7 protein-coding genes are annotated in these 26592 nt (G+C 58.3%); all 7 read right to left on the reverse strand.

Going from position 1 to position 26592, the window contains the following annotated elements:
- Positions 1-11: 11 nt before the first annotated feature.
- Positions 12-1061, reverse strand: a complete 1050-nt coding sequence (apbE, locus tag C7M51_RS10175; RefSeq protein ID WP_160621690.1) for an FAD:protein FMN transferase ApbE — start codon at positions 1059-1061, stop codon at positions 12-14.
- Between the two features lie 525 nt (positions 1062-1586).
- Positions 1587-2693: a porin OmpC gene (gene ompC, locus C7M51_RS10180; protein ID WP_160621691.1), complete on the reverse strand. Its 1107-nt coding sequence runs from the start codon at positions 2691-2693 to the stop codon at positions 1587-1589.
- Between the two features lie 452 nt (positions 2694-3145).
- On the reverse strand, positions 3146-4315 hold the full coding sequence (locus tag C7M51_RS10185) for a beta-barrel domain-containing protein (RefSeq protein WP_160621692.1): 1170 nt from the start codon (positions 4313-4315) through the stop codon (positions 3146-3148).
- The gene (locus C7M51_RS10190) at positions 4312-6444 is read right to left on the reverse strand and encodes a type I secretion system permease/ATPase (protein WP_160621693.1); all 2133 of its coding nucleotides are present in this window, start codon (positions 6442-6444) and stop codon (positions 4312-4314) included. The genes C7M51_RS10185 and C7M51_RS10190 overlap by 4 nt, the downstream gene beginning before the upstream one ends.
- A 35-nt stretch (positions 6445-6479) precedes the next feature.
- Positions 6480-7835, reverse strand: a complete 1356-nt coding sequence (locus tag C7M51_RS10195; RefSeq protein ID WP_160621694.1) for a TolC family outer membrane protein — start codon at positions 7833-7835, stop codon at positions 6480-6482.
- A 288-nt stretch (positions 7836-8123) separates the two neighbouring features.
- Positions 8124-11558 carry a hypothetical protein gene (locus C7M51_RS10200; RefSeq protein ID WP_160621695.1) on the reverse strand — a complete coding sequence of 1145 codons (3435 nt, stop codon included), beginning with the start codon at positions 11556-11558 and terminating at the stop codon, positions 8124-8126.
- Between the two features lie 504 nt (positions 11559-12062).
- Positions 12063-26507, reverse strand: a complete 14445-nt coding sequence (locus tag C7M51_RS10205; protein WP_160621696.1) for an Ig-like domain-containing protein — start codon at positions 26505-26507, stop codon at positions 12063-12065.
- Positions 26508-26592: the final 85 nt, after the last annotated feature.

Genomic DNA, 26592 nt, shown 5'->3' on the forward strand with positions numbered 1-26592 from the left:
ATTCAGCCATGCTACTCAGCGTTGGCTGCCTGCTGCAACAGAAACGCGCGGAACTGCGGCGACATCCAGCTACTGAACCCCTCTTTATCTTTAGTAATCAGGTAGACTGCCAGATTTTCCCGCAGCGCCAGCGCTTTTGCTTTATCGGTGCCCAGCACCATCAGCCCGGTATCCCAGCCATCGGCCTCCAGCGCGGTGGTGGCAATAACCGTCGCCGAAACCAGCCGATGCTCAATCGGGCGTCCACTCAGCGGATCGATCACATGCGAAATGCGCCTGCCATCCAGTTCATAATAGTTGCGATAGCTACCGGACGTGCTGATGCCGTGGCCCTGCAAATCGACCAGCGCCTGAGCCGCATTCTCCCGATCGGTAGGTTTCTGGATCGCTACCCGCCAAGCTTTACCGGCAGCGTTGTGTCCCCGGCTAAGCACCGCGCCACCCACCGAAACCAGATAGTTAGCGATCCCCTCTTCTTCCATCAGCCGCGCCAGATGATCGGTAGCGAAACCCTCGCCGACGGTAGAGAGATCAACATACAGCCCCGGTAAATCTTTTTGCAGAAAAGCGCCTTCGCCCCGCTCGATAACCTGTAAATGTTGTAGTCCGGTCAACGCCTTTGCAGCGGCGATATCCGCCTCGGAAGGCGTATGCGGCGGCTGTTTATCCGGGCCAAACCCCCAGAGATTGACCAGCGGGCCAATGGTGATATCCATTGCGCCATCGGTCAGCCTGCCGATACGCAGCGCAACGGTGATAATATCCGCCATATTGCTGCTGATGGGCTGCGGCATCCCACTACGATCCTGATTGAAGCGCGACAGTACCGACTCTTTTTTCCAGGTAGAAAGTTCATGATCGTCAGCATCCAGCCGCCGTTGAATCTTTTCTCGCAGCGCCGCTACGCGATCGGCGGGCACGCCAGCCAGACTTACGCGCCATTGGGTGCCCATGGTTTTGCCCTGCAATACTACGCCGGAATCGGTATTATCCTGCTGTCGATCGCAGCCCGTTACCAGCAATGCCAGCAGTCCTATTACCGCCAGCGCTACTTTTTGCATTTTTCTCGCCCTTTATATGTCTTTTTGTTAACTGGTACTACAAACCTTAACAAGTGTAAGGTGGTCTCATTTCGCTTGAGTCGGTTTTCGGCTTCCGCCTGAATGGCGCACTGAAACAGGTGTCTTCTCACGGCGTTTTATAGCGATTTGATTAACCAGGAGACCCTTATGCAAGCTATTATCCTGCTGCTGTTCTTCACCGCAGTAAGCCTTTTCGCTGGTGTTAAACACTATAAAAGTACGCGTATACGTACGATTCACCGTCCCCGCCGCCGCTAGGTAGCACCTTAACAGGCCGCTACGTGTAAAGTGGCCTGTTTTCTTCCTCCTTCGTTGCCGTCCTATATTAACAAACGCGCCTTAACCTTCACTTAACCGCTCCCCCTAAAGAGTCCGTTGACGCTGCCGGTTGTACTCGATCGCATAAAAATCACGCAACAAACGGGCGCAAGCACTTACGTAACGGGAAATGGCGGCATAAAAAAAGGCGACGCCAGGCGTCGCCTTATACCCGCTATAGCGTCATCAGAACTGATAGACCAGACCCAGCGCTACTACGTCGTCGGTATTGATACCGGCAGCGTCAGTGAACGCGTTGTCGTCCAGCAGGTTGATCTGATAATCAACATAGGTAGACATGTTTTTGTTGAAGTAGTAAGTCGCACCTACATCGATATATTTTTTCAGGTTCTGTTTGCCCCAGCCCTGAACATCGGTACCGCGAGAGCTGACGTAGGCCAGAGACGGACGCAGACCGAAATCGAACTGATACTGCGCAACCAGTTCCCAGTTATCCGCTTTATCCGCAAAGCCGTAAGCCGCCGGGTTATCGCTGCTGCCGAAACGGGTTGCGTTGATGGAACGGGTATACATTGCCGCCAGGTAGATGTTATTGGCGTCATATTTCAGGCCGCCGGTGTAGGCTTCTGCTTTGTCACCGTTACCCAGAATTGCACCGCTGTTCTGGTAGTTGGTGCGGTCAGACTGGAACATCGCCGCACCCAGGCCCAGGCCGTTGCCCAGATCGTAAGTGGTGCTCAGGCCCCAGCCATCGCCGTTCTGCGCCACCGCTTTACGGGTGCCGGGTTCTTCCGGGTTGCTGTCGTTTTTACCCTGATATTGCAGAGCAAAGTTCAGGCCATCCACCAGACCAAAGAAATTGTTGTTACGGTAGGTTGCCACGCCGTTGGCACGCTGGAACAGGAAGTTATCCGCGCCGTAGGTGTCGCCGCCGAACTCCGGCAGCACATCGGTCCATGCGCCGATATCATAAGCCACGCCGTAGTTACGACCGTAGTCGAAAGAGCCTGCGTCACCGAACTTCAAACCGGCGAAGCCAACGCGGGTAAAGTTATCTTCAGTACCTTCCGCTTCGGAATGGTTCAGGGCAACCTGGTATTCCCACTGGCCGTAGCCGGTCAGCTGATCGGAAATCTGGGTTTCGCCTTTGAAGCCAAAACGCACGTAGGAGTTGTCGCCATCGCTACCATCGTTGTCAGAGAAATAGTGCAGGCCGTCTACCTTGCCGTAAAGGTCAAGTTTGTTGCCGTTTTTGTTATAGATTTCTGCTGCACCCGCAGAGCCAGCTACCAACAGCGCGGGGATCATCAGCGAGAGAATATGACGTTTCATTATTATTACCCTCTGGTTATGTGCCTTATTTTGCCACTGCAAGCTGAACGATTAATTTTCAGCCGGCACCTCATTGTTAAGTTGACAGACGTATTAATCCATCACGAAAATGCTACTAAATTTCCGAAACTGTTTCTTTATATTATTTACTGGTAACAGATGTAAATAGAGGGGAACTTTTATACAGCACGACACGCTAAATAATTTCGCACATTTTGATAAAAAACAATTTGATTTAAAGCTAATGAAAAGTAAACGTAACGCTACGTTAAGCACTGAATGATAAAAATTTTCTCAACTTCAGTTATAGAATAGATCCCGCTATCATCATTTTATTTGATTATTACCTTCATTCACCCCGAATGAGCTGTTTTACCCTTATTTTCAGCCGGACATTGATTGTCCGGCTTTTTTTATTCATTTCCTGCACTTACATAATTCACTGCGCTAAATTAACGTTCGCGCATGGCCTCATTAACTTTATTTAATGGCTTAACTAAATAGTCCATTACGGACTTCTGTCCGGTTTTAATTTCCACATTAGCAACCATTCCGGGAACGATAGGAAATTTACGCCCGGCCCGATTCACCAGCTCCGCTTTTTGCGTACGTACATAGACGCGGTAATAATATTGATCGCGCTTTACTTCATCCTGCAAGGTATCTGGCGATACCGTCTCTACCTCACCCCGCAGATCGCCATAGATTGATGAATCATAGGCGGTCACCTTTACTACCGCAGGCAGGCCGGGACGGATATAGGCGATATCACGCGGGTTGATGCGAGTTTCAATTAACAGCTGATCCTCCAGCGGCACAATCTCCATCAGCTTGCCGCCCGGCTGTAGTACGCCGCCAACCGTAGTCACCTGAATATCTTTAACGATGCCGCGCACTGGCGAGTAGAGCGTGGCGCGCGTCAGCTGATCTTCTTTACCGGTCAGCACCTGTAGCTGCGCATCCAACTCCGCGTTGTTCTTCACCTGTTCTTCACGAGCGCGTACCGCATATTCGTTACGCGCCTCATCGATTTTCCCGCGCAGCTCACTGACCTGACGACGCAGGCGGATCACCTCAACCTGCCCCGCCGCGCCTTTTGCTACCAGCGGCTCGGTCATGCGCAGTTCATCCTGTACCAGGCTGAGCGACTGTTGCAGGTTGCTGACGGTTTCCTGCAAATTACGCCGCCGTGATTCAAACAGCTGCGTTTCACGCGCCACCAGCTCCGGCTCACGTAGCGTTTCCGCGCTGAATTTCAGCGGCGCGCCGGTCAGTTCAGCGCGCAGACGCTCCGCCGAGGCGCGCAGGGTGCGTACTTTGGCCTGCGCTTCACCGAAGTTAGACTGAAAGCGCGTCGGATCGAGGCGCGCAAGGATTTGCCCTTTATTAACAATATCCCCTTCATGCACGTTGAGCTGATTGACAATACCGCCATCAAGACTCTCAATCACCTGCGCACGCGTGGAAGGCGTCACTTTGCCGGTCCCTACCGTGACCTCATCAAGAATAGCGAAGTGCGCCCATACCAGGAAAATCAGCAGCGCCGCGCTGCACAACCAGATAATCAGCGAAGTATTGCGCTCACGCTTTTTCAGTTCATTTTCTACCGTGATCTGACTCATGCGGCATCTCCTTTTGCGGGCTTCACCGCTCCGGCGGCGCGCAGAATCTCATCGCGCGGCCCGTCCGCCACGATACGCCCGTTATCCATGACCACAATTCTGTCCACCAGCTTCAGCAGCGCCGGACGATGGGTGACCAGCACCAGCGTGCGCCCGCTCAGCCAGCTCGACATCTGGCGAATCACATGCTCTTCCAGCTGCTCATCCATCGAAGCGGTAGGCTCATCCAGCAGCACTACCTGCGGCTGACGCAGGATCATACGGCTCAGCAACACCATCTGACGCTGGCCGCCCGACAGCCCGCGTCCCCCTTCGTTCACAATGCGATCGAGGCTGGCGGCATCCTGCTGCACCAAACCCAGTGCTCCGCTGATGCGCAGCGCCTGCAACATCTCCTGCTCGCTGGCGTGAGGGTTGCCGAGCATCAGGTTCTGCCGCAGCGTACCAAAGAAGAGCCGCGAATCCTGTGAGAGCCAGCCAAGCTGACGCCGTAAATCCACCGGATCGATACGGTTGATATCCACGCCATCAACGATAATTTTGCCCTGTGTTGGTTTTGCCTGCCCGGCCAACAGCTTCAGCAGCGTCGATTTACCGGCCCCAACTTTGCCCAGCAGCGCAACGCGCTCGCCCGGCTTGATTTGTAGCTGGCCGATATTCAGGACGTTCTTCACATTCTCTTCATCATAGGTGTACTGCACGTTACGCAAATCGTAATGACCGGTCAGCGTCGGGCAGTGCGCCATCTCGCCTGCTTCCGGCTGATCGAGCGGCTTCTTCAGCAGCTCATCCAGGCCGTTCATGGCGCTTTTGGCATGCTGCCAGCGCGAGAAGATCATCGTCAGCTGCATCAGCGGCGCAATGGTACGCGAAGAGAGCAGGCTGCTGGCGACCAGCGTACCGGTAGTAATATCTCCCGCCAGCACCAGGTAAGTTCCGAACACCAGCATCCCGGCGTAGGTCAGCTGCTGTACCGACGAGGCCCAGCCGGTAAGGCGCGCGCCCCACAGCCGCTGCTTCATGCCGATCGCCGCACTCACCTCGTGAGTCTGCTCCCACTGCCGCTGAAAATAGGGCTCCGCCTGTAGCGCCTTGATATCCTCCACCCCTTCGATGGTCTCCACCAGCACCGCGTTACGCAGCGCCCCTTCACGCAGCCCCTCTTTCGCCAGCCGCGCCATCGGGATCTGTACCAGCAGGCCAGGAATAACAATTAACGGAATCGCCAGCAGCGGAATAATCACCAGCGGCCCGCCGATAAACCCCATAATGAACAGGAACAGAATGATAAACGGCAGATCCGCCGCCGCGCCGACGGTGGTGGAGGTCAGCAGCTCGCGTACCTGATCGATTTCACGCAGCTGAGAGATAAAGGATCCGGTGGATTTCGGGCGGGCCTCATTACGAATATTCATCGCGCGCGCAAACAGCATTGACGAGACCTTCAGATCGATGCGTTTCCCCATCAGATCGGAAACCTGGGTACGCATCAGGCGGATCAGGTATTCAATCGCGGCGGCGATCAGCACGCCGATAAACAGCACCCACAGCGTCGACTCCGACTGCGCCGGGATCACGCGGTCATAAATCTGCATCGAAAACAGAATGCCCGCCAGCGCCAGTACGTTACTGACTATCGAGGCGAGCGAGATCTCCGCAATGCGCCGTCCCATTCCGCGAAAGTTTTTCCAGAACCAGTGCTGCTCCCAGGGCTGTACAAATTCATCAATGCGCGCATCACGTCCACGCGCTGCCACGCCGGGCACCGCCACCTGCTGCTGGCTCTGCGCCAGCAGCTCCGTCAGATCGCTTTCGCGCACCACGTCACCGCCCTCGCTCAGCCAGTAGCGCGCACGCCCGTCGGCGTCGATAGCTTCCACTACCGCCACGCTGCCATTCTCCAGCAGCAGGATCACCGGCGTCACTTCCTGACGCCAGCGCAGCTTATCGCGAGGCGTCATGGTCAGGTGTAAACCTAACAGGCCCGCCAGCCGCTCCAGCTGCTGCTCCGGCGTCAGATTTTCAAACCAGCGCATCTGCTGGCGCAGCGTTTTGCCATCGGCGGGCTTGCCGAAGCGGGCGGCGACCCGCAGCATCGCCGCAATCCAGTTTTCGGTCGAGGTTGTCATAGTGGCTACCTTATTTATCTGTCGTTGCCCGCTCACTACTGCAATGAAGGCAGCAGTTCACCGCTGTTTTTCTCGCGATCGATACCGATAATATCGAGCAGATTGTCTACCGCTGCGGCGTAACGCACCGTGGCGCTCCAGCCGTCATACAACGCTGAAATACGCATACTGTCGGCCTGAAATACATCCTGCTCGACGCTGAGCAAATCGTTCAGGCTGCGCTTGCTGAGCCGGTATTCATCGGCGTAGACCGAACGGGTGTGCTCCGCACTGGCCAGCTGCGCCTCGCCCGCCTGCTGACGCTGCTGCGCGCCGATCATATCGGCGTAGGCGGTAGAGGCGTGCTGATTGATATCGAGCTTGGCACGCTGGATCTCCGCCTGCGCCGCCTGGCGCTCCGCCTCTGCCGAGCGGGTTTTAGCGTTAACCAGCCCGCCCTGATAAAGCGGCGCTTCAACCCGCAGCTGTAGCTCATCGTTCCAGTAGGAACGGCTGTCATTTTCATAGCGGGTGCGTCCCGCCTCGACCCTAATCGTCGGCCAGTGGTTAGAGGCCGCCTGACTGATGCGCTCGCGCGCCGCCTCCTGCCTCGCCTGCGCACTGCGCACCGCCGCGCTCTTTTCATAAGCGATGCGATCCAGCGTCACCTGCTGTTTCAGCAGCGATTCCGGCAGTTCAGGCAGGTTGTCAGAGATCACACCGGTCAGCACGGTAAGCTGCGCCTGAGCGGATCGCTGCTGGGCGCGGTACTGCTCCAGCGTGGCGCGCATTCCTGCCAGCCGCGTCCCCGCCTGCAATACATCAGATTGAGAGTTAAGCCCGGCATCAGCGCGCAGCATGGCGATATCGCGCACGCGTTCCAGCGAATCGATATTTCTGCGTGCCGAAACCACCAGCGCCTGGTAGCGCTTTACTTCCAGATAGGCCTGAAGCGTATCGGCGGCGACGGTGGTCATGGTATCGAACAGGGCGAAGCGATAAGCGTCAGAGAGCGCGTGTTGCTCGTTGATCGCACCGCTGGTGCGACCAAAATCGTACAGCAGCTGGCTGAGGGTAATGCCACCGGAGGCGTTATTATTCAGGCTGCCGGAAGAATCGGTCTGATGAGAACGCCCGCCGCTGCCCTGTAACGAGATCTGCGGATACCAGGCACTTTCCGCCGCATCCAGCTCCGCCGTGCCAACGTTGATTTGCGCGGCGGCCTGGGCAATCTGCGGGTTACGGGCAAAGGCACGCAGAATCGCCTCACGCAGGCTCAGTGTAGCGATCTGTTCTTCAGTGGGCGCGGCGCGCCAGTTAAATTCGGCTTTCGGCTCTGACGCGGCCCAGACGGGATGCCCGGCGGCGCTCCACAGCGCGCTCAGGCAAAAAGAAACAAGGAGTTTACGCATCTGGCTGAGTTAACCTTTTTATTATCCTTACGCGCGGACGGGCTTCCGCGCCATCCGTCATAGCAATACTTGCTTGTAAAATAACATCATGAATTATTACAAACTTCCATTCATTTTATTAATCAAATGATGTAATTTTGCCGTTGAGCTCGTTTTTTATTTACCAACATCACTGATATTTCCTACGCAATACAGCGCCGAAACAAATAAAAACGGCGGCTATCGCCGCCGTAAACATTAAAAAAATAACTCAATCAAGCAGATAAAATCTTAAGCCTGACTAAACCATTATACCAACGGCTGTAGATGCGGCTGCTGAAGCTGATCGTCCAGTGTGTTCTCACTTACATAGGGATGCTGCGCCGTGATATCGCTTAACGAAGCACTCTGATGCACAGCCGCCAGGTTTTGCCACATTTCTGTTGGCGCTGCCGGGATACTCTCTATTTCAGCAAGCGAAACAGACGCTGGATTATCTACCCTAATCTCCTGCTGTGACTCATCTACCATGGTCAGGCGATCGATTAATGCCGTGAGGGTGGGCTGCTCATTCTGGAGCCCCAGAGCTGAAGCCCCGATAAGCGATGCCACATCAATATCCTGCGATTCAACGGGCTGGCTGAGAGTTGCCATGTCATTCTCATCAACATGGTTAATTTTCACCTGCGTCTGCGTAACCTGTGAGCCGTTCCATTGCAGCCAGTCACTGACGGAAGCCTCCACGGTGGAATCACCGCCGCGCTCAACGGTGCTCAGCGCATCGTCACCGATGACCTTATCGATAAACAGGCTGGGCGAATGGTTCACATTGATATCAGAAGCCAGCGCAAAAGCGCCCTCGTTCTGATGAAGTACGCTGTCCAGCGTGCCGGTATCGATTTTATCGTTCAGCGTTACCGTTTCTCGCGGCGCGCCGTCATTGGCATAGCCGGAGATAATGGCCTGCTCACCATGTTCATTAACGCTGATGTGGTTATCAGCGGAGACAGGATGAATGTAGCTATCCGTATCTACTACGGTTATGGTTTTTGCCTGGGTGCTGTTTACAAGTTGCTTGCCCATCCTCGGTGCGGCATCCAGCGAAGCCACCACGGTATAGCTACCGGGCGTTAACGCCGCCACATCACTGGCCGGGATATCAAGCTGCCAGTAATTATCGGAATTGTCACCGGCGGCCCCCCGCTGCACAACGGTAGTATAGGTTTTGCCGTTCAGCGTCACATAGACGGTTTCTCCGACCCCCTGACCTTCGCCGGAGGTAAACGTCCCCCTGATGGTTAAATCCTGATGCCTTTCTTCACCGCTGAGCTGGTTATCCCCGGCAATCTCCTCAAATTCAAAGTGCATCGGATAGCGATACTGATCCTTGCCCGTCGCAACTTTAATTTCACGCGTGGTGGCGTACTGGTTACCGTCCCGATCCTCATAGCTGACGGTGGCATGGGCGGAACCGCCATTCACCAGGCCATGGAGATCCTTGATCTCGACGCTCCAGACGCCATCGCTGGTGACGATACCCTTATAGACTTTATCGCCTATCACCAGTTTAACCTTGCTGTCAGGCGCGATGTTCTCCGCATGCCCGGTAACGTAGAAAGTACTGGTGATTTCAGTAGCGATGACATTATCATCGCCGGAAATGGCATCTATCGTCAGTACCGGCGTTTCCTTGTCCGCTCCGCTATGCGTCAGCGTTACCTGCCGGGCCGCCTCGGCCGTGTGGCCCGGTCGGCCCACCGAGGCCAGCAGCACCAGCTCGCCTGCCGGCAGATCCTGTAAATCCTGTTGCGGTATAGTGACAATCCAGCGGCTGTCTTTGGTGGTTTTGGTGGTGTAGGTGTGGCCGTTCAGCGTGACCTTAATCTCATAGCCCTCACCAATACAGCGTCCCCATCCCGATACCAGCAGATCGCCGCCGCGCTCGACGGCGCTCAGTACATCGTCTCCGGTGACCTTGTCAATAAACAGGCTGGGCGAATAGCGCACGTTGACATCAGGAGAAACCAGCGTAAAAGTCCCCTCTTTCTGATGGTGTACGCCTGCGGCGTCAGTATGCTCGACGTTAAACACGACTTTGCCGCCCGCAATGGCTGACATATCGTTTTTGGGCACGCTGACAAACCACATATTGTTGTTGTCCAGCGTACCGGTATAGGTTTTATCGTTCAGCGTCACCAGCACCGTTTCTCCCGGCGCGCCGTCATTGGCATAGCCAGAGATAATTGTCTGCTCGCCATGCTCGCCAACGCTGATTTGGTTATCGCCGGAGATAGCGTTAATGGCGATATCCTTGTCCACAACGGTCAACGTTGTTGCCTGGGTGCTGTTAACGACCTGGTTATTACCATCCGTTGTAGCATCCAGCGAAGCCACCACGGTATAGCTGCCCAGCTCTAACGCCGCCACATCACTGGCCGGGATATCAAGCTGCCAGTAATAATCTGAGTTGCCATCGGCGCTCTGCTGCACAACGGTAGTATAGGTTTTGCCGTTCAGCGTCACATAGACGGTTTCCCCGACACCAACGCCTTCGCCAGAGGTAAACGTCCCCCTGATGGTTAAATCCTGATTCCTTTCCTCACCGCTGATCTCGTTGTCTTCGGCAATCGCTTCAAATTCAAAGTTTATCGGATTGCGAGGAGAGTCAATGCTGCCCGTCGCGGTTTTAATCTCGCGCGTGGTGGCGAACTGATTACCGTCCCGATCCTGATAGCTGATGGTGGCATGGGTAGAACCGCCATTCACCAGCGCTTGAAGATCTTTGACCTCGACGCTCCAGACGCCATCGCTGGTGACGATACCCTTATAGACTTTATCGCCTATCACCAGTTTAACCTTGCTGTCAGGCGCGATGTTCTCCGCATGCCCGGTAACGTAGAAAGTACTGGTGATTTCAGTAGCGATGACATTATCATCGCCGGAAATGGCATCTATCGTCAGTACCGGGGTTTCCTTATCCGCCCCGCCATAGGTCAGCGTTACCTGCCGGGCCGCCTCGGCCGTGTGGCCCGTTCCGCCCAGCGAAGCTTGTATCGTCAGTTGACCTTCTGGCAGGTACTTCAAATCCTCCTGAGGTATAGTGACAATCCAGCGGCTGTCTTTGGTGGTTTTGGTGGTGTAGGTGTGGCCGTTCAGCGTGACCTTAATCTCATAGCCCTCACCAATACAGCGTCCCCATCCCGATATCAGCAGATCGCCGCCGCGCTCGACGGCGCTCAGTACGTCGTCTCCGGTGACTTTGTTAATAAACAGGCTGGGCGAATAGCGCACGTTGGCATCAGAAGCGAGCGTAAAGGAGCCCTCCTGCTGATGGAGTTCGCCTGCGCCGTCAGTATGCTCGACGTTAAACACGACTTTGCCGTCCGCAATGGCTGACATATCGCTTTTGGGCACGCTGACAAACCACATTTCATTGCTGTCCAGCGTGCCGGTATAGGTTTTATCGTTCAGCGTTACCAGTACCATATCTCCCGGCGCGCCGTTATTGACATAGCCGGAAATAATTGTCTGCTCGCCGTGTTCACCAACGCTGATGTGGTTATCGCCGGAAACAGGATTAATGATGACAGCACTATCCGGTGCGGTAAACGCCTCGGCATGACCGCCGCTGGTAATAGCAGCCAGCGTAGCGGCGAGATCAACAGGTGCAGCATCAGCCAGTAACGTATTTTCAGAAAAAGAGAGTGCGGCGGCGAGTTGCTGCCGCGAGGTACTATTGGTCATTATAATTCTCCTGTGGCTCCAGATTAAAAATTGCTGTGAGTCAACGCATCCTGTCACTTGGTCAGAACGTATCTCACAAATTTATTTATACTTTCATTGTCTGAAATATAAGCCTGGCGTGCACCTGAGCTAAGTTAGCCCAATAAAAAGGAACATAAAAACCATCTAAAAAAATGAGTTAGCGTAATCGGCGCATATAATGCGCAGAGTAAACAATAACGTCAATTCATCATATAGATTAGTAATATTAATTTCTGGTGCATGATTATTTTCAGTCGGTATTAATTATGCTGCCCTGCGCCCGCTCATTACCCGAGCTCTTATTCTCTGCCTGATAAGAAAGGGTTACGGTAAAAATGGCCTGATATCTGTTAAGTCATTCCGCCTCCATATAATCTAAATACAGTTAATTAATAATTAGCCTGAGGCACAGACAAAAAACGGGGCGCATGGCCCCGTTTGCTCTGATATACAGGGCGCTGGCGCCCCGCTACGTTCAGTCTGTTACACCACATGTACCTGTAGGTTATGCTGCACCAGCACATCGCCCAGGGTATCGTTCGCCGCCAGCGCGGAGTTGTGATAGATATCATACATCTGTCCATCCACCTCACGCTGCCCAACGCTGCTCCAGACGCCGCCGTCGGTGTTCGCCAGCGTCACCTGGCTGCCGTCAGCGCCCTTGATCAGTAGATCGTCTTCCGGTACATCGGTAATCTTCAGTGCCTCATTCAGATCCAGTTTCACGCTGTTGGTGCCAGACTGGCCCAGATTAAGCACTTCGATGTTCTCTACCTTCAGTCCCAGCGAGGTGAGATCCAACTGCATATGTTCGCCGTTCAGCACCAGCGTATCGGTGCCTGCACCGCCGTCGATATGCGTAAAGCCCAGATCGTTGACGATCACCGTGTCGCTACCGTCTCCACCGGTAACCGCCTCGCCCTGCTGCCGCGTACCGTCTGCCAGTACGATAGTCAGCCCGCCAATGGTAAAGGCACCGATATCATCCGTAGCGGTTTCTGCCACCACCGCGCTGCTGGCTGCCGCCTCCTTGCTGCTGGCTGCATCAACGGTTGCCGCCGCCGGAGCCTGAATATCCGCTTCGGTGGTTAAGGTAGAGTCTGGCGTTATCGGGCCGCTGGTGGTCAGCTGTACCGCCGTTTGCTCAGTGGTGCCGCTGGCAACAGCGCTGTGCTCCTGCTGATGATCGCTGGCCAGCGCTTCATCTGCCGATACCGCCATCAGCGACAGCGCCGCCACTTCGCCGGAAGAGGCTACCGGCAACAGCGATCCCAGCAACAGCGTGGTAGAAGTATTGGCGCGGTTACCCGCCGCATCCACTGCGGTAACGGTGACGATAGAGTTAAGGCTCAGCGTGGTCAGCAATCCGCCGGTAAATTTCACGCTGTAGCGCCCCAGCGCATCCACCGTCGCCTGCTGCGTGGTGCCGTTCAGGGTAACGTTAACTACCGTGCCCTGACGCAGGTTCAGCGTGCCGCCGCTGATGGTCAGGCCGGTCAGCAGCACGCTGACCAGACTGAGCACCGGATCCACACCGATAGCCGGCAGGTTGTGGGTGATGGCGTTGAAGCTGCCGCTGGCGGAGGCGGTGTTGCCTACCGCGTCGCTGACTGACACGTTAATCGAGTGACTACCGTCAGAGATATTGCGTAATGTTGCTGACGGTACGTTCACGCTCCAGCTACCGTTAGCGCCCACCGTGGTGGTGTATTGCGTACCGGCGACGTTGACCGTGACCGTCTGTCCAATAGCGTTGGTCGCGGTGCCGCTGATGGTTTCCGTGGTGTTTGCTTCAGCCAGGTTCAGATAGCTGTCGCCACCAAAGAAGCTGTTCAGCGTGACGGTCGGCAGCGTATGGGTGCCTACCTGCACCGTTCCGCTGGTAGATCCGCTGGTGCCCGCGCTGTTGGTGACGCTGACGCTCACCGTCTGCGTGCCGTCGGCGATTGACGCCAGGCTGGCTGGCGGTACCGCCACGCTCCATGCGCCGTTAGCACCAACGGTGCCGGTGTAGTTATTCCCACCCAACCTGACCACTACCGTCGAGCCTTCGGCATTGGTCGACGTACCGTTGATGGTCTGCGTGGTCAGCGCATCTGCCGCGTTCAGCAACCCGTCGCCAAATACCGAGCTGATGGTCAGCGTTGGCGGCGTATGGGCGATCACGCTGACGTTGCCGTTAGCGGTCGCCACGTTGCCGTAGGCGTCGGTAGCACGCACGCTTACCGTCTGCGTTCCATCGTTAATCGCGGCCAAATCGGTGCGCGGCACGCTCAGGCTCCAGCTACCGTTGCTGCCAACGGTAGTGGTATAGCTGCGTCCGTTAAGCGTGACCGTCACGCTGCTGCCGCTGCCGAGGTTACTGCTGCCGCCGCTGATAATCTGCGCGGTGCTGAGATCGGCAGCGCTCAGTACGCCATCACCGAAAATAGTGTTTACCGTCAGCGCAGGCGGATTCGCGATACCTACCTGCAATCCGGTGCTGACGCTGGAGACGTTGCCGACCGGATCGGTCACCGAAACGCCCACGGTCAGGTTGCCGTTCAGCAGCGTACCGAGAATATCCGGCGTGACCGCCGCGCTGAAGCGCCCATCGCTGCCCACGGTGGCGTTCACCACTACGTTACCGATATTCACCCGCACCTGGCTACCCGCCGCCGCATTGGCGACGGTGCCGGTAATATTCTGCGTAACCAGCGATTCCACCAGATTCAACACGCCATCGCCAAACAGCGGATCGAGCGTGATCACCGGCAGATTATGGATACCCACCAGCGCAGGCAGTGAGGCTACGGTGCTGCTGTTGCCGGCCGCATCGGTCACCGTTACGCTGGCCGTCAGATTGCCGTCCGCCAGCCCCTGCAATAGGGTTGGCGGCAGCGCAACGCTGAAGGCACCGTTAGCATCGGTGGTAGTGACCAGCGTCTGCCCACCGATAGCAACGCTGACGCGCGCACCCGGCTCTACGTTGCCGATAGTGCCGCTGACAACCTGGGTCACCAGCGCATCCGCCGCATTCAGCAGGCCATCGCCAAACAGCGGATTAAGGTTAATGGTCGGCAGCGTAACATCTACCACCAGCCCACCCGTAGTCGACGTGGTATTACCTGCCGCATCGGTAACGCTGGCTCTGACATCCAGATTACCCTGGGTCAGGGTGCCGAGAATGTCCGGCGTGACGGTGGCGGTAAAAGCCCCGTTAGCGCCAACGGTAGCGGTCACGGTACTGTTGCCGATACTGATATTAACCGTCGAGCCGGCGGCGACATTCTGCGCAACGCCGCTGATGGTTTGGTTGACCAGCAGCTCCGCCGCGTTCAGGAAGCCGTTGCCAAAGATCGGGTTCAGGCTGATGACCGGCGCGGTGCCAAAGACGCCAATATTTACCGACTGCGAGGCGGTATTGCCCGCCGGGTCAGTCACCTGTACGCCCAGCGCCAGCGTGCCGTCGAGCAGATTGCCAAGATCTGTCGCCGGGATGGTGACGCCCCAGTTGCCGCCTGCGGTAACCTGCGTCTGATAGCTCTGGTTGCCTAAGGTAACGGTAACAATCGAGCCGGTAGCAGCATCAATCACCCCACCGATAGTTTGCGCCTGGCCCAGCTCGGCAATATTCAGCAGGTTATCGCCGCCGAACAGCCCGGTCAGGTTGCCGATCACCGGCAGGTTATCAACGATGGCGGTGACGGTTTCCGTCACCGAGCGCTGGTTACCTGCGGCATCGGTCAGCGTCAGATTGAGATCGATATTGCCATCCTGCAACAGCCCCAGCACGCTGGGCGGTACCACAATCGCCCATTTGCCGTCCTGACCTACCGCCGCCGTCAGCGTGGTGCCGCCCAGCGTCAGCGATACCGTCGCGCCGATGCCCGCCGATTCAGCGATCCCGCTGATAGTCTGGCCAATAGCGGTATCGGCGGCGTTAAGGAAGCCGTCGCCAAACACCGAATCCACAATCAGATTGAGCGCGCCGTTGACCACTTTATTGACGGTCAGCGTCGCATCCGTTACGTTGCCCGCCTCGTCGCCAACGCGCACGCCCAGCACCAGCGGCCCTTCGGTCAGGCTGCCAAGCACTTCCGGCGACAGATCGATACTGAAAGTACCATCCTGCGCCACCACCGCCGTGGCGATGGGATTGCCGTCGCCCAGGTAGATGCCGATGGTTTGTCCTTCCGCGCCGCTGGCGCGTCCGGTCAGGACCTGGTTAACCAGAATATCGGCGGCGTTCAGGATGTTGTTACCGAGCAGCGCATCCAGCTGTAGCAGCGGCGCGCCAGTATCAACGGTTACGCTACCGGTAGCGCTGCCAACGTTCCCTGCCGCATCGCTCAGCGTGGCGGCGATCGGCACATTGCCATCTTCCAGCGCCTGCAGATCGGCGACGGGTACGGTGGTGCGCCATGTGCCGTCAGCCTGCACGATAGCGCGATAGCTGTTATCACCGAACGTGACGGTGACGGTACGCCCCGCTTCTGACGCTGAAGCGGTGCCGCTGATCACCTGAGAACTGGATACTTCCGTACCGTTCAGGTAGCCATCACCGGCAAAGTCGTTGATGGTTAAGGTTGGTGCGGTACGATCCACCACCAGCGTCGAGCCGACAGAGGTCTCGCCTGCCGGACCGGTGGCGTTAACCGTAATGGTATAGCTGCCATCGGCTGGGAAAGTTCCGGCCTCAGGCGTAACTGTCCAGCTGCCGTTAGCCCCGGTGACCGGAACAGTGGCAATCGGCGTACCGTTTACCGACACGGTAATCGTGCCGCCGCTGGCATCGAAATTGGCAAAGGTGCCGCTAAAGGTCGGCAGCCCCTCGCTGGCATTAAGGATGTTATCACCGGCAACGGTTGCCAGCGTCAGCAACGGTTCCGCCGGTGGCGTCAGGTTGACGCCGATGGTGGCGGTGGCGCTGGCGTTGTTGCCTGCCGGATCGACAATGGTGACGCTGATATCAGCGCTGGGTGCCGTCAGCTGTCCCAGCGTCTCCGGCGGCACGTTAACGCTCCAGCCGCCGTTGGCATCCACGATGCCGTTGAAGGTGTTGCCGCCCACGGAGACCGTCACCAGTGAACCCGGCTCGGCACCGGTGGCGCTACCGCTAAGCGTTTGCGATACGATGCTTTCCGCGTAGTTCAGCACATTGTCACCGGCGAAATCACCGATAGTAATCACCGGCACGCTGGTATTAACGGTAAATTCATCGCTTATGCTGCTGCTGTTGCCGCTGGCATCGGTGGCGGTCACAGTAAGGCTACCGCTGCCCTGCGCCAGCCCGTTGAGCGTTGCGGCAGGCAGATCCAGCGTCCAGCTGCCGTCAGCGTTAACGGTAGCCGGCAAGGTCTGGCCGCCCAGCGTGACGGTGATGCCGGTTGCACCACCTGCATTACCGCTCAGCGTTACGCCTGCGGCAGCATCGGCCGCATTCAGCAGACCATCACCAAACGGCAGGTTCACCGTTGGCGCTGGCGGCGTCTGCGCTGAGGTAAAGGTTTCGCTGCTCTGCACCACGTTGCCTGCGCTGTCGACCACGGTAATCACAATATTGTGCGTACCGTCATCCAACCCGCTTAATGCGCCTGCTGGCAGATTCACCGTCCAGTCACCATTTGCGTCAACCGTGCCGGTATAAAGCGTGCCGTTCACATCAATGCTTAACTGTACGCCCTGATTATCGCCGGTAGCGCCGGTGTTACCGCTCAGGGTCACCGAGCCTGCGGCTTCGCTGATATTCAGCACGCCATCGCCAAACGGCGTATCAATAACCGGCTGTGGTAAGGTTACCGCCGTGGTCACTTCCAGCGGTGCGGTAACGCTGGTGTTGCCCACCGCATCGGTGGCGGTCACGGTGATAGTATGCGTACCGTTGCCAAGCGTATCCAACTGTGCGGGCGTCAGGTTCAGCGTCCAGTTACCCTGCGCGTCCACCGTAGCGGTGAGCGGCTCATCGTTATTAAAGCCGCTAATCACCACGCTGACCGTTTGCCCTGCGCCGCTGACGCCGGTTTGTCCGCTCAGCGTTTGCGTCACGTCTGCCTCCGCCGCGCTCAGCGCACCGTTGCCGAACGGCAGGTTGATCGTCGCATCAGGCAGATTATTAACAATAACCTGCACCGGCACGCTTGCACTGTCGCTGTTGCCTACCGCATCGGTAACGGTAACCGTAACCGGCAGCGTACCGTCCGGCAGCGCCTGTAGCTGTTCCGGCGTCAGGGTCAATGACCAGTTGCCCTGCGCATCTACCGTCGCCGGATAGCTGCCGCCGTTGATGGTCACCACCACCGTTTGCGTGCCGGTAATACCGGTGGTGCCGTTAAGCGTAGCGCCGCTGGCGGCCTCAACCGCATTCAGCTGCCCATCGTCAAACGGCGTTTCCAGCGTTACCGTGGGTAAGGTAGTCACAGAAGTGAAGTCGAGCGATGCGGTGTCGCTGTTACCCGCGCGATCGGTGACCGTTACCGTGATGCTGTGGGTGCCATCCGCCAGCGAAGCCAGCTGTTGTGGCGTCAGGGCCAGCGACCAGCTGCCGTTAGCGTTGACGTTAGCCGTTAGCGGCTGTCCATCATTAAGCCCATCAATCACCACGCTGACCGTCTGGCCCGCGCCGCTAATGCCGGTCGTACCGCTAATCACCTGGCCCGCGCCCGCTTCAGCAGCGTTCAACGCACCATCGATAAACGGCGTATTCAGCGCAGCTTCCGGCTGCGTGGCAATCAGCAGATCGACGCTGCTCTGGGCGCTGGCCGGGTTTCCTGCCGCATCGACGGCGCTGACAACGACAGTCACCGTGCCGTCCGCCAGCGCGTTCAGCGTATCGGCCGGAATAGCCACCTGCCAGTTGCCATCGGCGTCTACCGCCGTGGTAAAGTTCAGCGAACCGATAGTTACCGTCACCTCGGTCCCCGCCGCCAGGTTAGTGGCACTGCCGCTCAGCGTCTGTTCAACCGCCGCCTCCGCCGCGCCAATTACGCCATCGGTAAACGGCGTATCCAGCGTCAGCGTCGGCAGCGTATTAATTGCCACCGTCAGATCGATAGTGTCGCTGTTAACGTTACCGTTGGCATCGGTAACCGAGATGGTAACCGGCAACGTACCGTCATCAAGCTGCTGTAGATCGCCGCCGGGAATAGCGATCGAGAAGTTACCCTCGCCGTTCGCCGCGCCGGTATAGGTGCGCCCGTTAAGCGTCACGGTAACCAGCTGGCCCGGTTCGCTCTGCCCGGTGACGTTAATACCCGCCAGCGACTCTGCCAGATTCAGAATGTTATCTGCGCCTGCGCCCAGCTCAATAGCCACCAGCGTCGGCGGCGCGGTATCGACGGTAACGATTTCGCTATCCTGCGCCGGGTTGCCCGCCAAGTCACTGCCACTGACGGTGACGCGGTTATCGCCCTGCGGCAGCGCCTGCGCTGCGGCGGGCGGCACGGAGACGCTCCAGTTGCCGTTAGCGTCAACGGTAGTGGTGTACTCCCGATCGTTCAGGGTGACGGTAACGCTGCTGCCTTCCGGCAGACGCTGACTGCCACCGGTGATGGTCAGCCCATCGCCCGCCTCCTGCGCGTTGACAATATCATCGCCGGTAACCGGATTAAGGGTAATCGTCGGCTGGCTGGCGGCGCTGGCAACGACCGTCACGCTGCCTGTGGCAGAAGCCGGATTACCTGCCGCATCGGTGGCGCTGACAATAATGCTCTGCGGGCCATCGGCAAGCTGCCCGACCACACTCTGCGGCAGCGTTACGCTCCAGTTGCCCGCCTCATCCACCAGCCCGGTATAGCTGGCACCGTTCAGGGTAACGGTCACCGTATCTCCGGCGGCCAGGTTGGTGCTGCTGCCGGTCAGAATTAACGGCTGTCCCGCCTCCGCCTGGTTGATATAGCCGTCGCCGGAGATGGTATCCAGCGTCAGCTGTGGCAGATCCGTAGGGTTCGCTACTACCGTTAATGGACGATCGAGTGTTGTCGTATTACCGGCGGCATCCGTCAACGTAACGCTGACGGTAGTTTCGCCATCGTTCAGTCCCTGGAGAACGCTGGCAGGTACGGTAACGCGCCAGCTGCCATCGTTCAGTACCACGGTTTGCAGCGTCTGCCCGCCAACATTAACCGTTACCGTTTGCCCAATATCGGCACCGTCGGCGCTACCGCTAATCACCAGATCCTGACGCGTTTCCGCCTGGTTGATGATGTCGTCGCCCGCTACCGGGTCCAGCGTCAGCGTCGGCACGGTGTAATCAACGGTCACGGCGTTTTCTACCGTGCCAACGTTGCCCGCCGCATCGGTGACCGTGACCACAATCGGCAGTACGCCTGCGGCAAGATCCTGTAGCGTGTCCGCATCCAGCGTCAGCGTCCAGTTGCCATTATTATCCACCTCTGCGGGGTAATCTGCGCCGTCGATAGAGACTATAACCGTCTGTCCGGCACCGGTTACGCCGCTGGTGCCGGTCAGGGTTTGCGCGCTTTCCGCCTCGTTAATGTTGAGATAGCCATCAGCGAACGGCGTGTTGATGGTCGGTGCCAGCACCGCATTCTGCACGTTCAGCGTGCCGGTGCTGGTGGTGGGGTTGCCAGCCGCATCACTGACGGTGACGCTAAACGGATAGTCACCGCTGTTAATGCCAGCCAGCGCCCCGGCGGGCAGGTCGAGCGTCCAGTTGCCGTTGGCATCCACCTGCGTGGTCCAGGTCTGACCGTTAAGGCTGATGGTCACCGTCTGTCCTTCGCCTGCATCGGTGCTGCCGCTGACGGCGATCGGCGCGGCGGCTTCAGCGGCGTTCACGCGGTTATCGCCCGCTATCGCATCGACGCTCAGCGTTGGCGGCGTGGTATCTACCGTCACGCTGCTCTCTACCGTGCTGGTGTTACCGGCAGCATCGCTGACCGTAACCAGCAGCGGACTTTCTCCGGCGGGCAGTCCCTGTAGCGCCTCGGTTGGCAGCGTGACACGCCAGTTACCGTTGCTGTCTACCGTGCCGCTGTAGTCAGTGCCGTTAAGACTGACGGTCACAATCTGCCCCGCACCGGTGACGCCGGTATTGCCCAGCAGCTGTTGCGAGACGCCGCTTTCCGCCGCGTTCAGGATACCGTCGCCGAACGGCGTTTGCAGCGTTGCATCCGGCAGGCTGTTGATAATGACATTCAGATCGCTGCTGCTGCTGACCGGGTTGCCCGCCGCATCGGTAGCGTTAACCGTTAATGTGGTGGTGCCGTCAGACAGTCCAGCCAGCGCGGTGGCCGGAATGGTCACGCTCCAGCTGCCGTTTTCGCCCACGGTAGCCGTGTAGGTGCGATCGTTAAAGGTGACGGTGATCGGCGTGCCTGCGGTCAGATTGGCGCTGGTGCCGGTGACCAGCAGATCTTCGCCCGCTTCGCTGGCGCTGAGATAGCCATCATCGCTGAGAGTATCAACAGAGAGCCCCGACAGCGCGTTATTGACGGTGACCTCCAGCGACTGCGAGGTGGTGTTGCCCGCCACATCGCTGACCGCCGCGCTAATGGTCACGGTGCCGTTAGCCAGGTTACCAAGCGCGCTGGCGGGTACGCTGACGCTCCAGCTGCCGCCTGATTGCACCACGGCATCATAGGTCTGTCCATCCAGCGTAATGGTAACGATCTGCCCCGCCTCAACGTTGGTTGCGGTGCCGGTCAGCAGCTGCGACGTCTGCTGTTCCGCACCGTCCAGCACATTGTTACCGGCAAAATCGTTAATCGTCAGTACCGGCAGATTCGCGGTTTCCGCTTTGACCGTCAGCGGCGTATCCACCGTGGTGGCATTGCCTGCCGCATCGCTGGCGGTGACGCTCAGCGTATAGCTGCCGTCAGCCAGCGCGCCCAGATCGGCTGCGGGCACGCTCAGCGTCCAGAGCCCGTTATCGCCTACGGTGGTCGTGTAATCGTTGCCGTTCAGGGTAACGGTGATGGTGTTGCCCGCCTCGCCGCTGCCGTTCAGTTCCAGCGGCTGCGTCACTTCGTTAGCGTTCAGCGCGCCGCCGCTGACCGGCGTTTCCAGCGTAACCGGCGGTGCGCTGGTATCCACCGTCAGGATAACGCTGCCGCTGTCGCTGTTGCCTGCCGCATCACTGACCGTCACTGTCAGCGGGGTATCGCCGTCATTGAGCGCCCCAAGCGCGGTAGCGGGCAGCGTAACGCTCCAGCTGCCGTCCGCCGCTACCGTACCGGTATAGGTGTTGCCGTCCAGCGTCACCGTTACCGTTTGTCCCGGCCCGCTAATACCGGTGCTGCCGGTCAGTACGCCATCCTGTCCCTGTTCGGCGGCGTTGAGATAGCCATCGTCAAACGGTGCATCAATGGTTACCGACGGCTGCGCATTCACCGCCACATTCAGCGTGGCGTCGCTGCTTACCGTGCTGCCCGTGGCATCGGTGGTGCTGGCAACGATGGTTAAGGGGCCATCCGTCAGGTTGGTCAGATTAGCCACCGGGATGGTGACGCTCCAGCTGCCGTTTGCCGTAACCGTGGCGGTGTAGTTCTGCCCTTCAAAGGTCACTGTTACGGTGCGGCCTTCCGGCACGTTGGCGCTGGTGCCGTTGATAACCAGATCCTGCGCCGCCTCCGCCGCGTTCAGATAGCCATCGCCCGCCACAGGGGCCAGTGCGATCCCGCTCAGCGCGGTGTTGACGGTAAAATCGGCGCTGGCGCTGGCGCTATTGCCCGCCGCGTCGTTAACGGTCACGGTAAGCGTCTGGCTACCGTCGTTGAGCGCATTCAGCGCCTCTGCGGGCAGCGTGACGCTCCAGTTGCCCTCGGCATCCACCAGACCGGTATAGCTGGCACCGTTCAGGGTAACCGTTACCGTCTGTCCGGCCTCAACGTTCGTGGTACTGCCGGTCAGCTGCTGGGCAACCTGCTGTTCGGCACTGCCCAGCACGCCGTTACCGGCGAAGATATCTACCGCCACGCTAATGGCTGGCTGGTTGGCGGCGGCGGCATCAACCGTCAGGATGGTTTCCCCGGTCGTTACGTTGCCAACCGCATCACGTTCGCTAACGGTAATGGTATTTGGCCCTTCGTTAAGCGTTGCCAGTGTCTCAGGCGGCACCTCCACCCGCCACTGACCGTTAACGCCAACGGTGCCTTCAAAGGTTTCGCCGTTAAGGGTGACAGTAATGGTGCTGCCCGCTTCGCCGCTGCCGGTCAGGGTCAGCGTCTGCTGCTGTTCGGCGGCGTTGAGCAGGCCATCTTCAGACGGCGGATCGATAGTTAACGCCGGTGGCGTGGTATCAACCTGCAACGAAACCCGATCGCTGCTGCGGTTGCCGCTGGCATCGGTCACCAGCACGCTTACCGGATAGCTGTTGCCATCGCTCAATGCGCCAAGATCGCTGGCGGGTACGCTGACTGACCATTGCCCATCGCTGCCGACGCTGGTGGCGTAGTTTACGCCATTGAGCGTGACGATCACGCTGTCACCCGCGCTGCCGCTGCCGCCAATGGTGAGCGCCTCGCCCTGCTCGGTGGCATTAAGGATGCCATCATCAGCCGGAGGGTTAATGGTAAAAAGCGGGGCGCTGGTATCGATAGCAACCGGCGTCTGCGTCGTGGTGCTGGCACCGTCTGGACGCGTGGCGGTAACGGTAACATCGTAACGCCCGTCGTCCAGCGTCTGGAGCGCGCTGGCCGGCAGGCTAACGCTCCAGCTACCGTCTGTCGCAACCGTTGCCGGGTAATCCACGCCGTCAAAATTAACCGTCACGCTGCTGCCCGCATCGGTGGAGCCGCTGATCACCAGCGGATTATCCTGTTCTGCGGCATTAATCACGCCGTCGCCGGATGGCGGATTGACCGTCAATGCAGGCGAGCTAACGTCAACCGTCACCGGCGTCGTGGCGCTGTTGGTATTACCCGCTACGTCGGTCACCGTAACCGTAACCGGATTATCGCCCGGCGGCAGATCCTGAATATCGCCGACCGGTACGGTTACCGTCCAGTTGCCGTCGTTGTCTACCGTTGCCGGATAATCATTGCCGTTCAGCGAAACCACCACCTCCTGACCGCCGCCGCTGATGCCGGTGCTGCCGGTCAGGGTCTGGTCCTCGGTCAGTTCGCTGCCAGAGAGCACGCCGTCGCCAAATGGCGTATCCAGTACCGGCGTTGGCAGCGGCGTTATCGCCACATTTAACGTCGCGTCGTCGCTCAGGGTGTTGCCGTTGCCATCCGGCACGCTGGCGGTGACCGTCAGCGGCCCGTCGTTTAGCGCTGCCAGATCGGCGACCGGTATAGTTACGCTCCAGCTGCCGTCTGCCGCCACCGTGCCGGTGTAGTTGTTGCCATTTACATTGACCGTTACCACACTGCCTTCCGCTACCTGCGCGGTACTGCCGCTGACGGTAAGCGGCTGCTGCGCTTCCTGGGCGTTGAGATAGCCATCAACTGAGACGGGCGCAATGGCAATCGCTGCGCCGCTGTTGGGTGGCGCAACGGTAAAGCTTTCGCTGCCGCTGGCGCTGTTACCGGCTACGTCGCTAACCGTCACGTTTAATGTCTGGCTGCCATCTGCCAGCGCGGCTAAATCAGCAGCGGGAACGGTCACGCTCCAGCTGCCATCAGCCGCTACCGTGCCGGTATAGTCAACGCCGTTCAGGGTTACGGTGACCGTCTGGCCTGCGCTGACGTTAGTGGTGCTGCCGGTAACCTGCTGATCGATCGCCTGTTCTGCGTTATCTAGCTGGTTATCGCCGGTGAAAGGATCGAGGGTTACGCCAGGCAGCGCCGCAGGATCGGCCACTACCGCCAGCGAGCTGTTACTGGTTGCCGTATTGCCGTTAGCATCGGTCGCGCTGACCGTCAGCGTATAGTTACCGTTGGGTAGCGCGGAGAGATCGGCAGAAGGAACAGAAACCGTCCACTGGCCGTTCTCTGCCACGGTGGTGGTGTAATCCGTACCGTTCAGCGTCACCGTGACGGTTGAACCCGCCTCGCCGGTGCCGCTAACCGCCAGCGGCGCGCCAGCTTCGGTATTATTCAGGTAGCCATCGCCCGCCAGCGGTGTATCCAGCGTCAGCGCAGGCGGTGCAGTGTCTACTGTCAGTACCGTCTGCTGCGTATAGACGCCGCCTGCCGGACTGGTTGCCGTTGCGCTAAGCGCATAGTCGCCATCGGCGAGCGCCGCCAAATCGCTGGCAGGTACTGACAGCGACCATCTGCCATCCTCGCCTACCGTGGTCTGGTAATTGATATTGTTCAGCGTGACGCTGACGGTATCGCCAGGGCTGCCGCTGCCGCTCAGCGTCAACGGACTGTCCTGCTCTGTCGCGTTTAAAATTCCATCGCCTGCAATCGGATCCAGCGTCAGCGTGGTGGCAGGCAGCGACGGATCGACCGCCAGCGACGTTTCACCAATCACCGTGGTGGTGCCCGCCGCGTTAGTGATCGACACCTGGAGCGGGTAGTCGCCATCGGTGAGGTTACCCAGCGCGTTCGCCGGAATAGTGATGACCCAGCGCCCGTTGGCCTGCACCACGCCCGTGTAGTCTACGCCGTCGAAGTTAACCGTAACGCGATCGCCAGCGGTTCCGGTACCGCTAATTAACAGATCCTGCTGTAGCTCATCGCCGCTGAGGATATTATCACCGGAAATGGGGGTATCTACCGTACCTGTGGCGGGCGTTGGCGCAGTATCAACCGTCACATTGCTGGTGGTACTGCCGCTATTACCCGCAGGATCGGTGACGGTGACCGTTATCGGATTCTCCCCCTGCGGCAGGTTTTGCAAATCACCGCCGGGAATAGTGACACTCCAGCTACCGTCATTGCCTACGGTGCCGTTATAATCGTTGCCGCCGATAGTGACCGTAACGCTCTGTCCCGGCCCGGTTGCTCCGGTATTGCCGGTTAATGTTTGATCGTTGCCCGCCTCATTGCCATCCAGCGTACCGTCGCCAAACGGCGGGTTCAGCGTAGGCTGCGGCGGCGTAACCAGCACGTTGAGCTGACCGCTGTCGCTAACCGTATCGCCGGTCCCGTCGACGACCGTAACGGTAATATTCTGGACGCCGTTGCCCAGACCGCCCAGCGCGGAGGCTGGAATGGTGATACTCCAGCTACCGTTGCTGCCTACGGTGCCGGTATAATTCACGCCGTTAAACGTCAGCGTGACGGTGCTGCCCGCACTGATGCCGGTTGTCGTGCCGCTGATAATCAGCGCCGATTGAGTTTCACTGGCGCTAAGGTAGCCATCACCGCTGACCGGTTCCGTAATAGTAATGGTGCCCAGCGCCGGTTCGGGGATACCGCCGCCGCCGTTGTCACCTCCGCCACCATCGCCGCCGCCATTATCACCACCACCGCTGCCATTATCTCCGCCGCCGTTGCCACCGCCGTTACCGTTGCCATTATCTCCGCCGCCGTTACCACCGCCGTTACCGTTGCCGTTATCTCCGCCGCCGTTACCGCCGCCGCTATTGTTGTCATCGCCACCACCTCCGCCACCGCCGCCGGAGGCGGCGATGCCAATCCCCGCCAGGCCAAGTACGCCTGCCACGCCCACTGCGGTCGTCAGGTTTTCGCCAATCAGCGAGTTATCCGCCAACAGCAGCGGTTCAATATCGCCAAGGGATTCATAGGTCGGCGTAACCGCCATTGCCGTGGTTGCGTCAGCCGCCTCGCTGGCAGCCGGAAAAATCGCATGCTCAGGCGGATTAACCCCGTCGTCAAAGACCAGTTCGCTGTGTTCGCCATTTTGATCGAGGAAGAAACGCTGATAGCGCACCACGCTGCCATCCTGCATATGCAGAATCAGATCATCACCCTGTCGTTCAAACGATGCCACTGCGGATCGCGTGCCGTTAATCCGTACAACGCTGGGTTCGCTGAGTAAAACGGTGCGGGAGGCCGTGCTGCTGTTTTGCGAGAGTAAGGTGCCGTTTTCGCGCGAAATGATATCCACGCGCCCGGAGGAGAGCTGTGCCATCTGAAACCCCTTTTTTGCACAAGTTGAGGTAATGTTTTAATTAATCAAAGTAAAGAAATGCTTATAGTTAGCGAGCCTTACGGAA

The organism is Mixta intestinalis, assembly GCF_009914055.1.
Lineage (GTDB): Bacteria > Pseudomonadota > Gammaproteobacteria > Enterobacterales > Enterobacteriaceae > Mixta > Mixta intestinalis.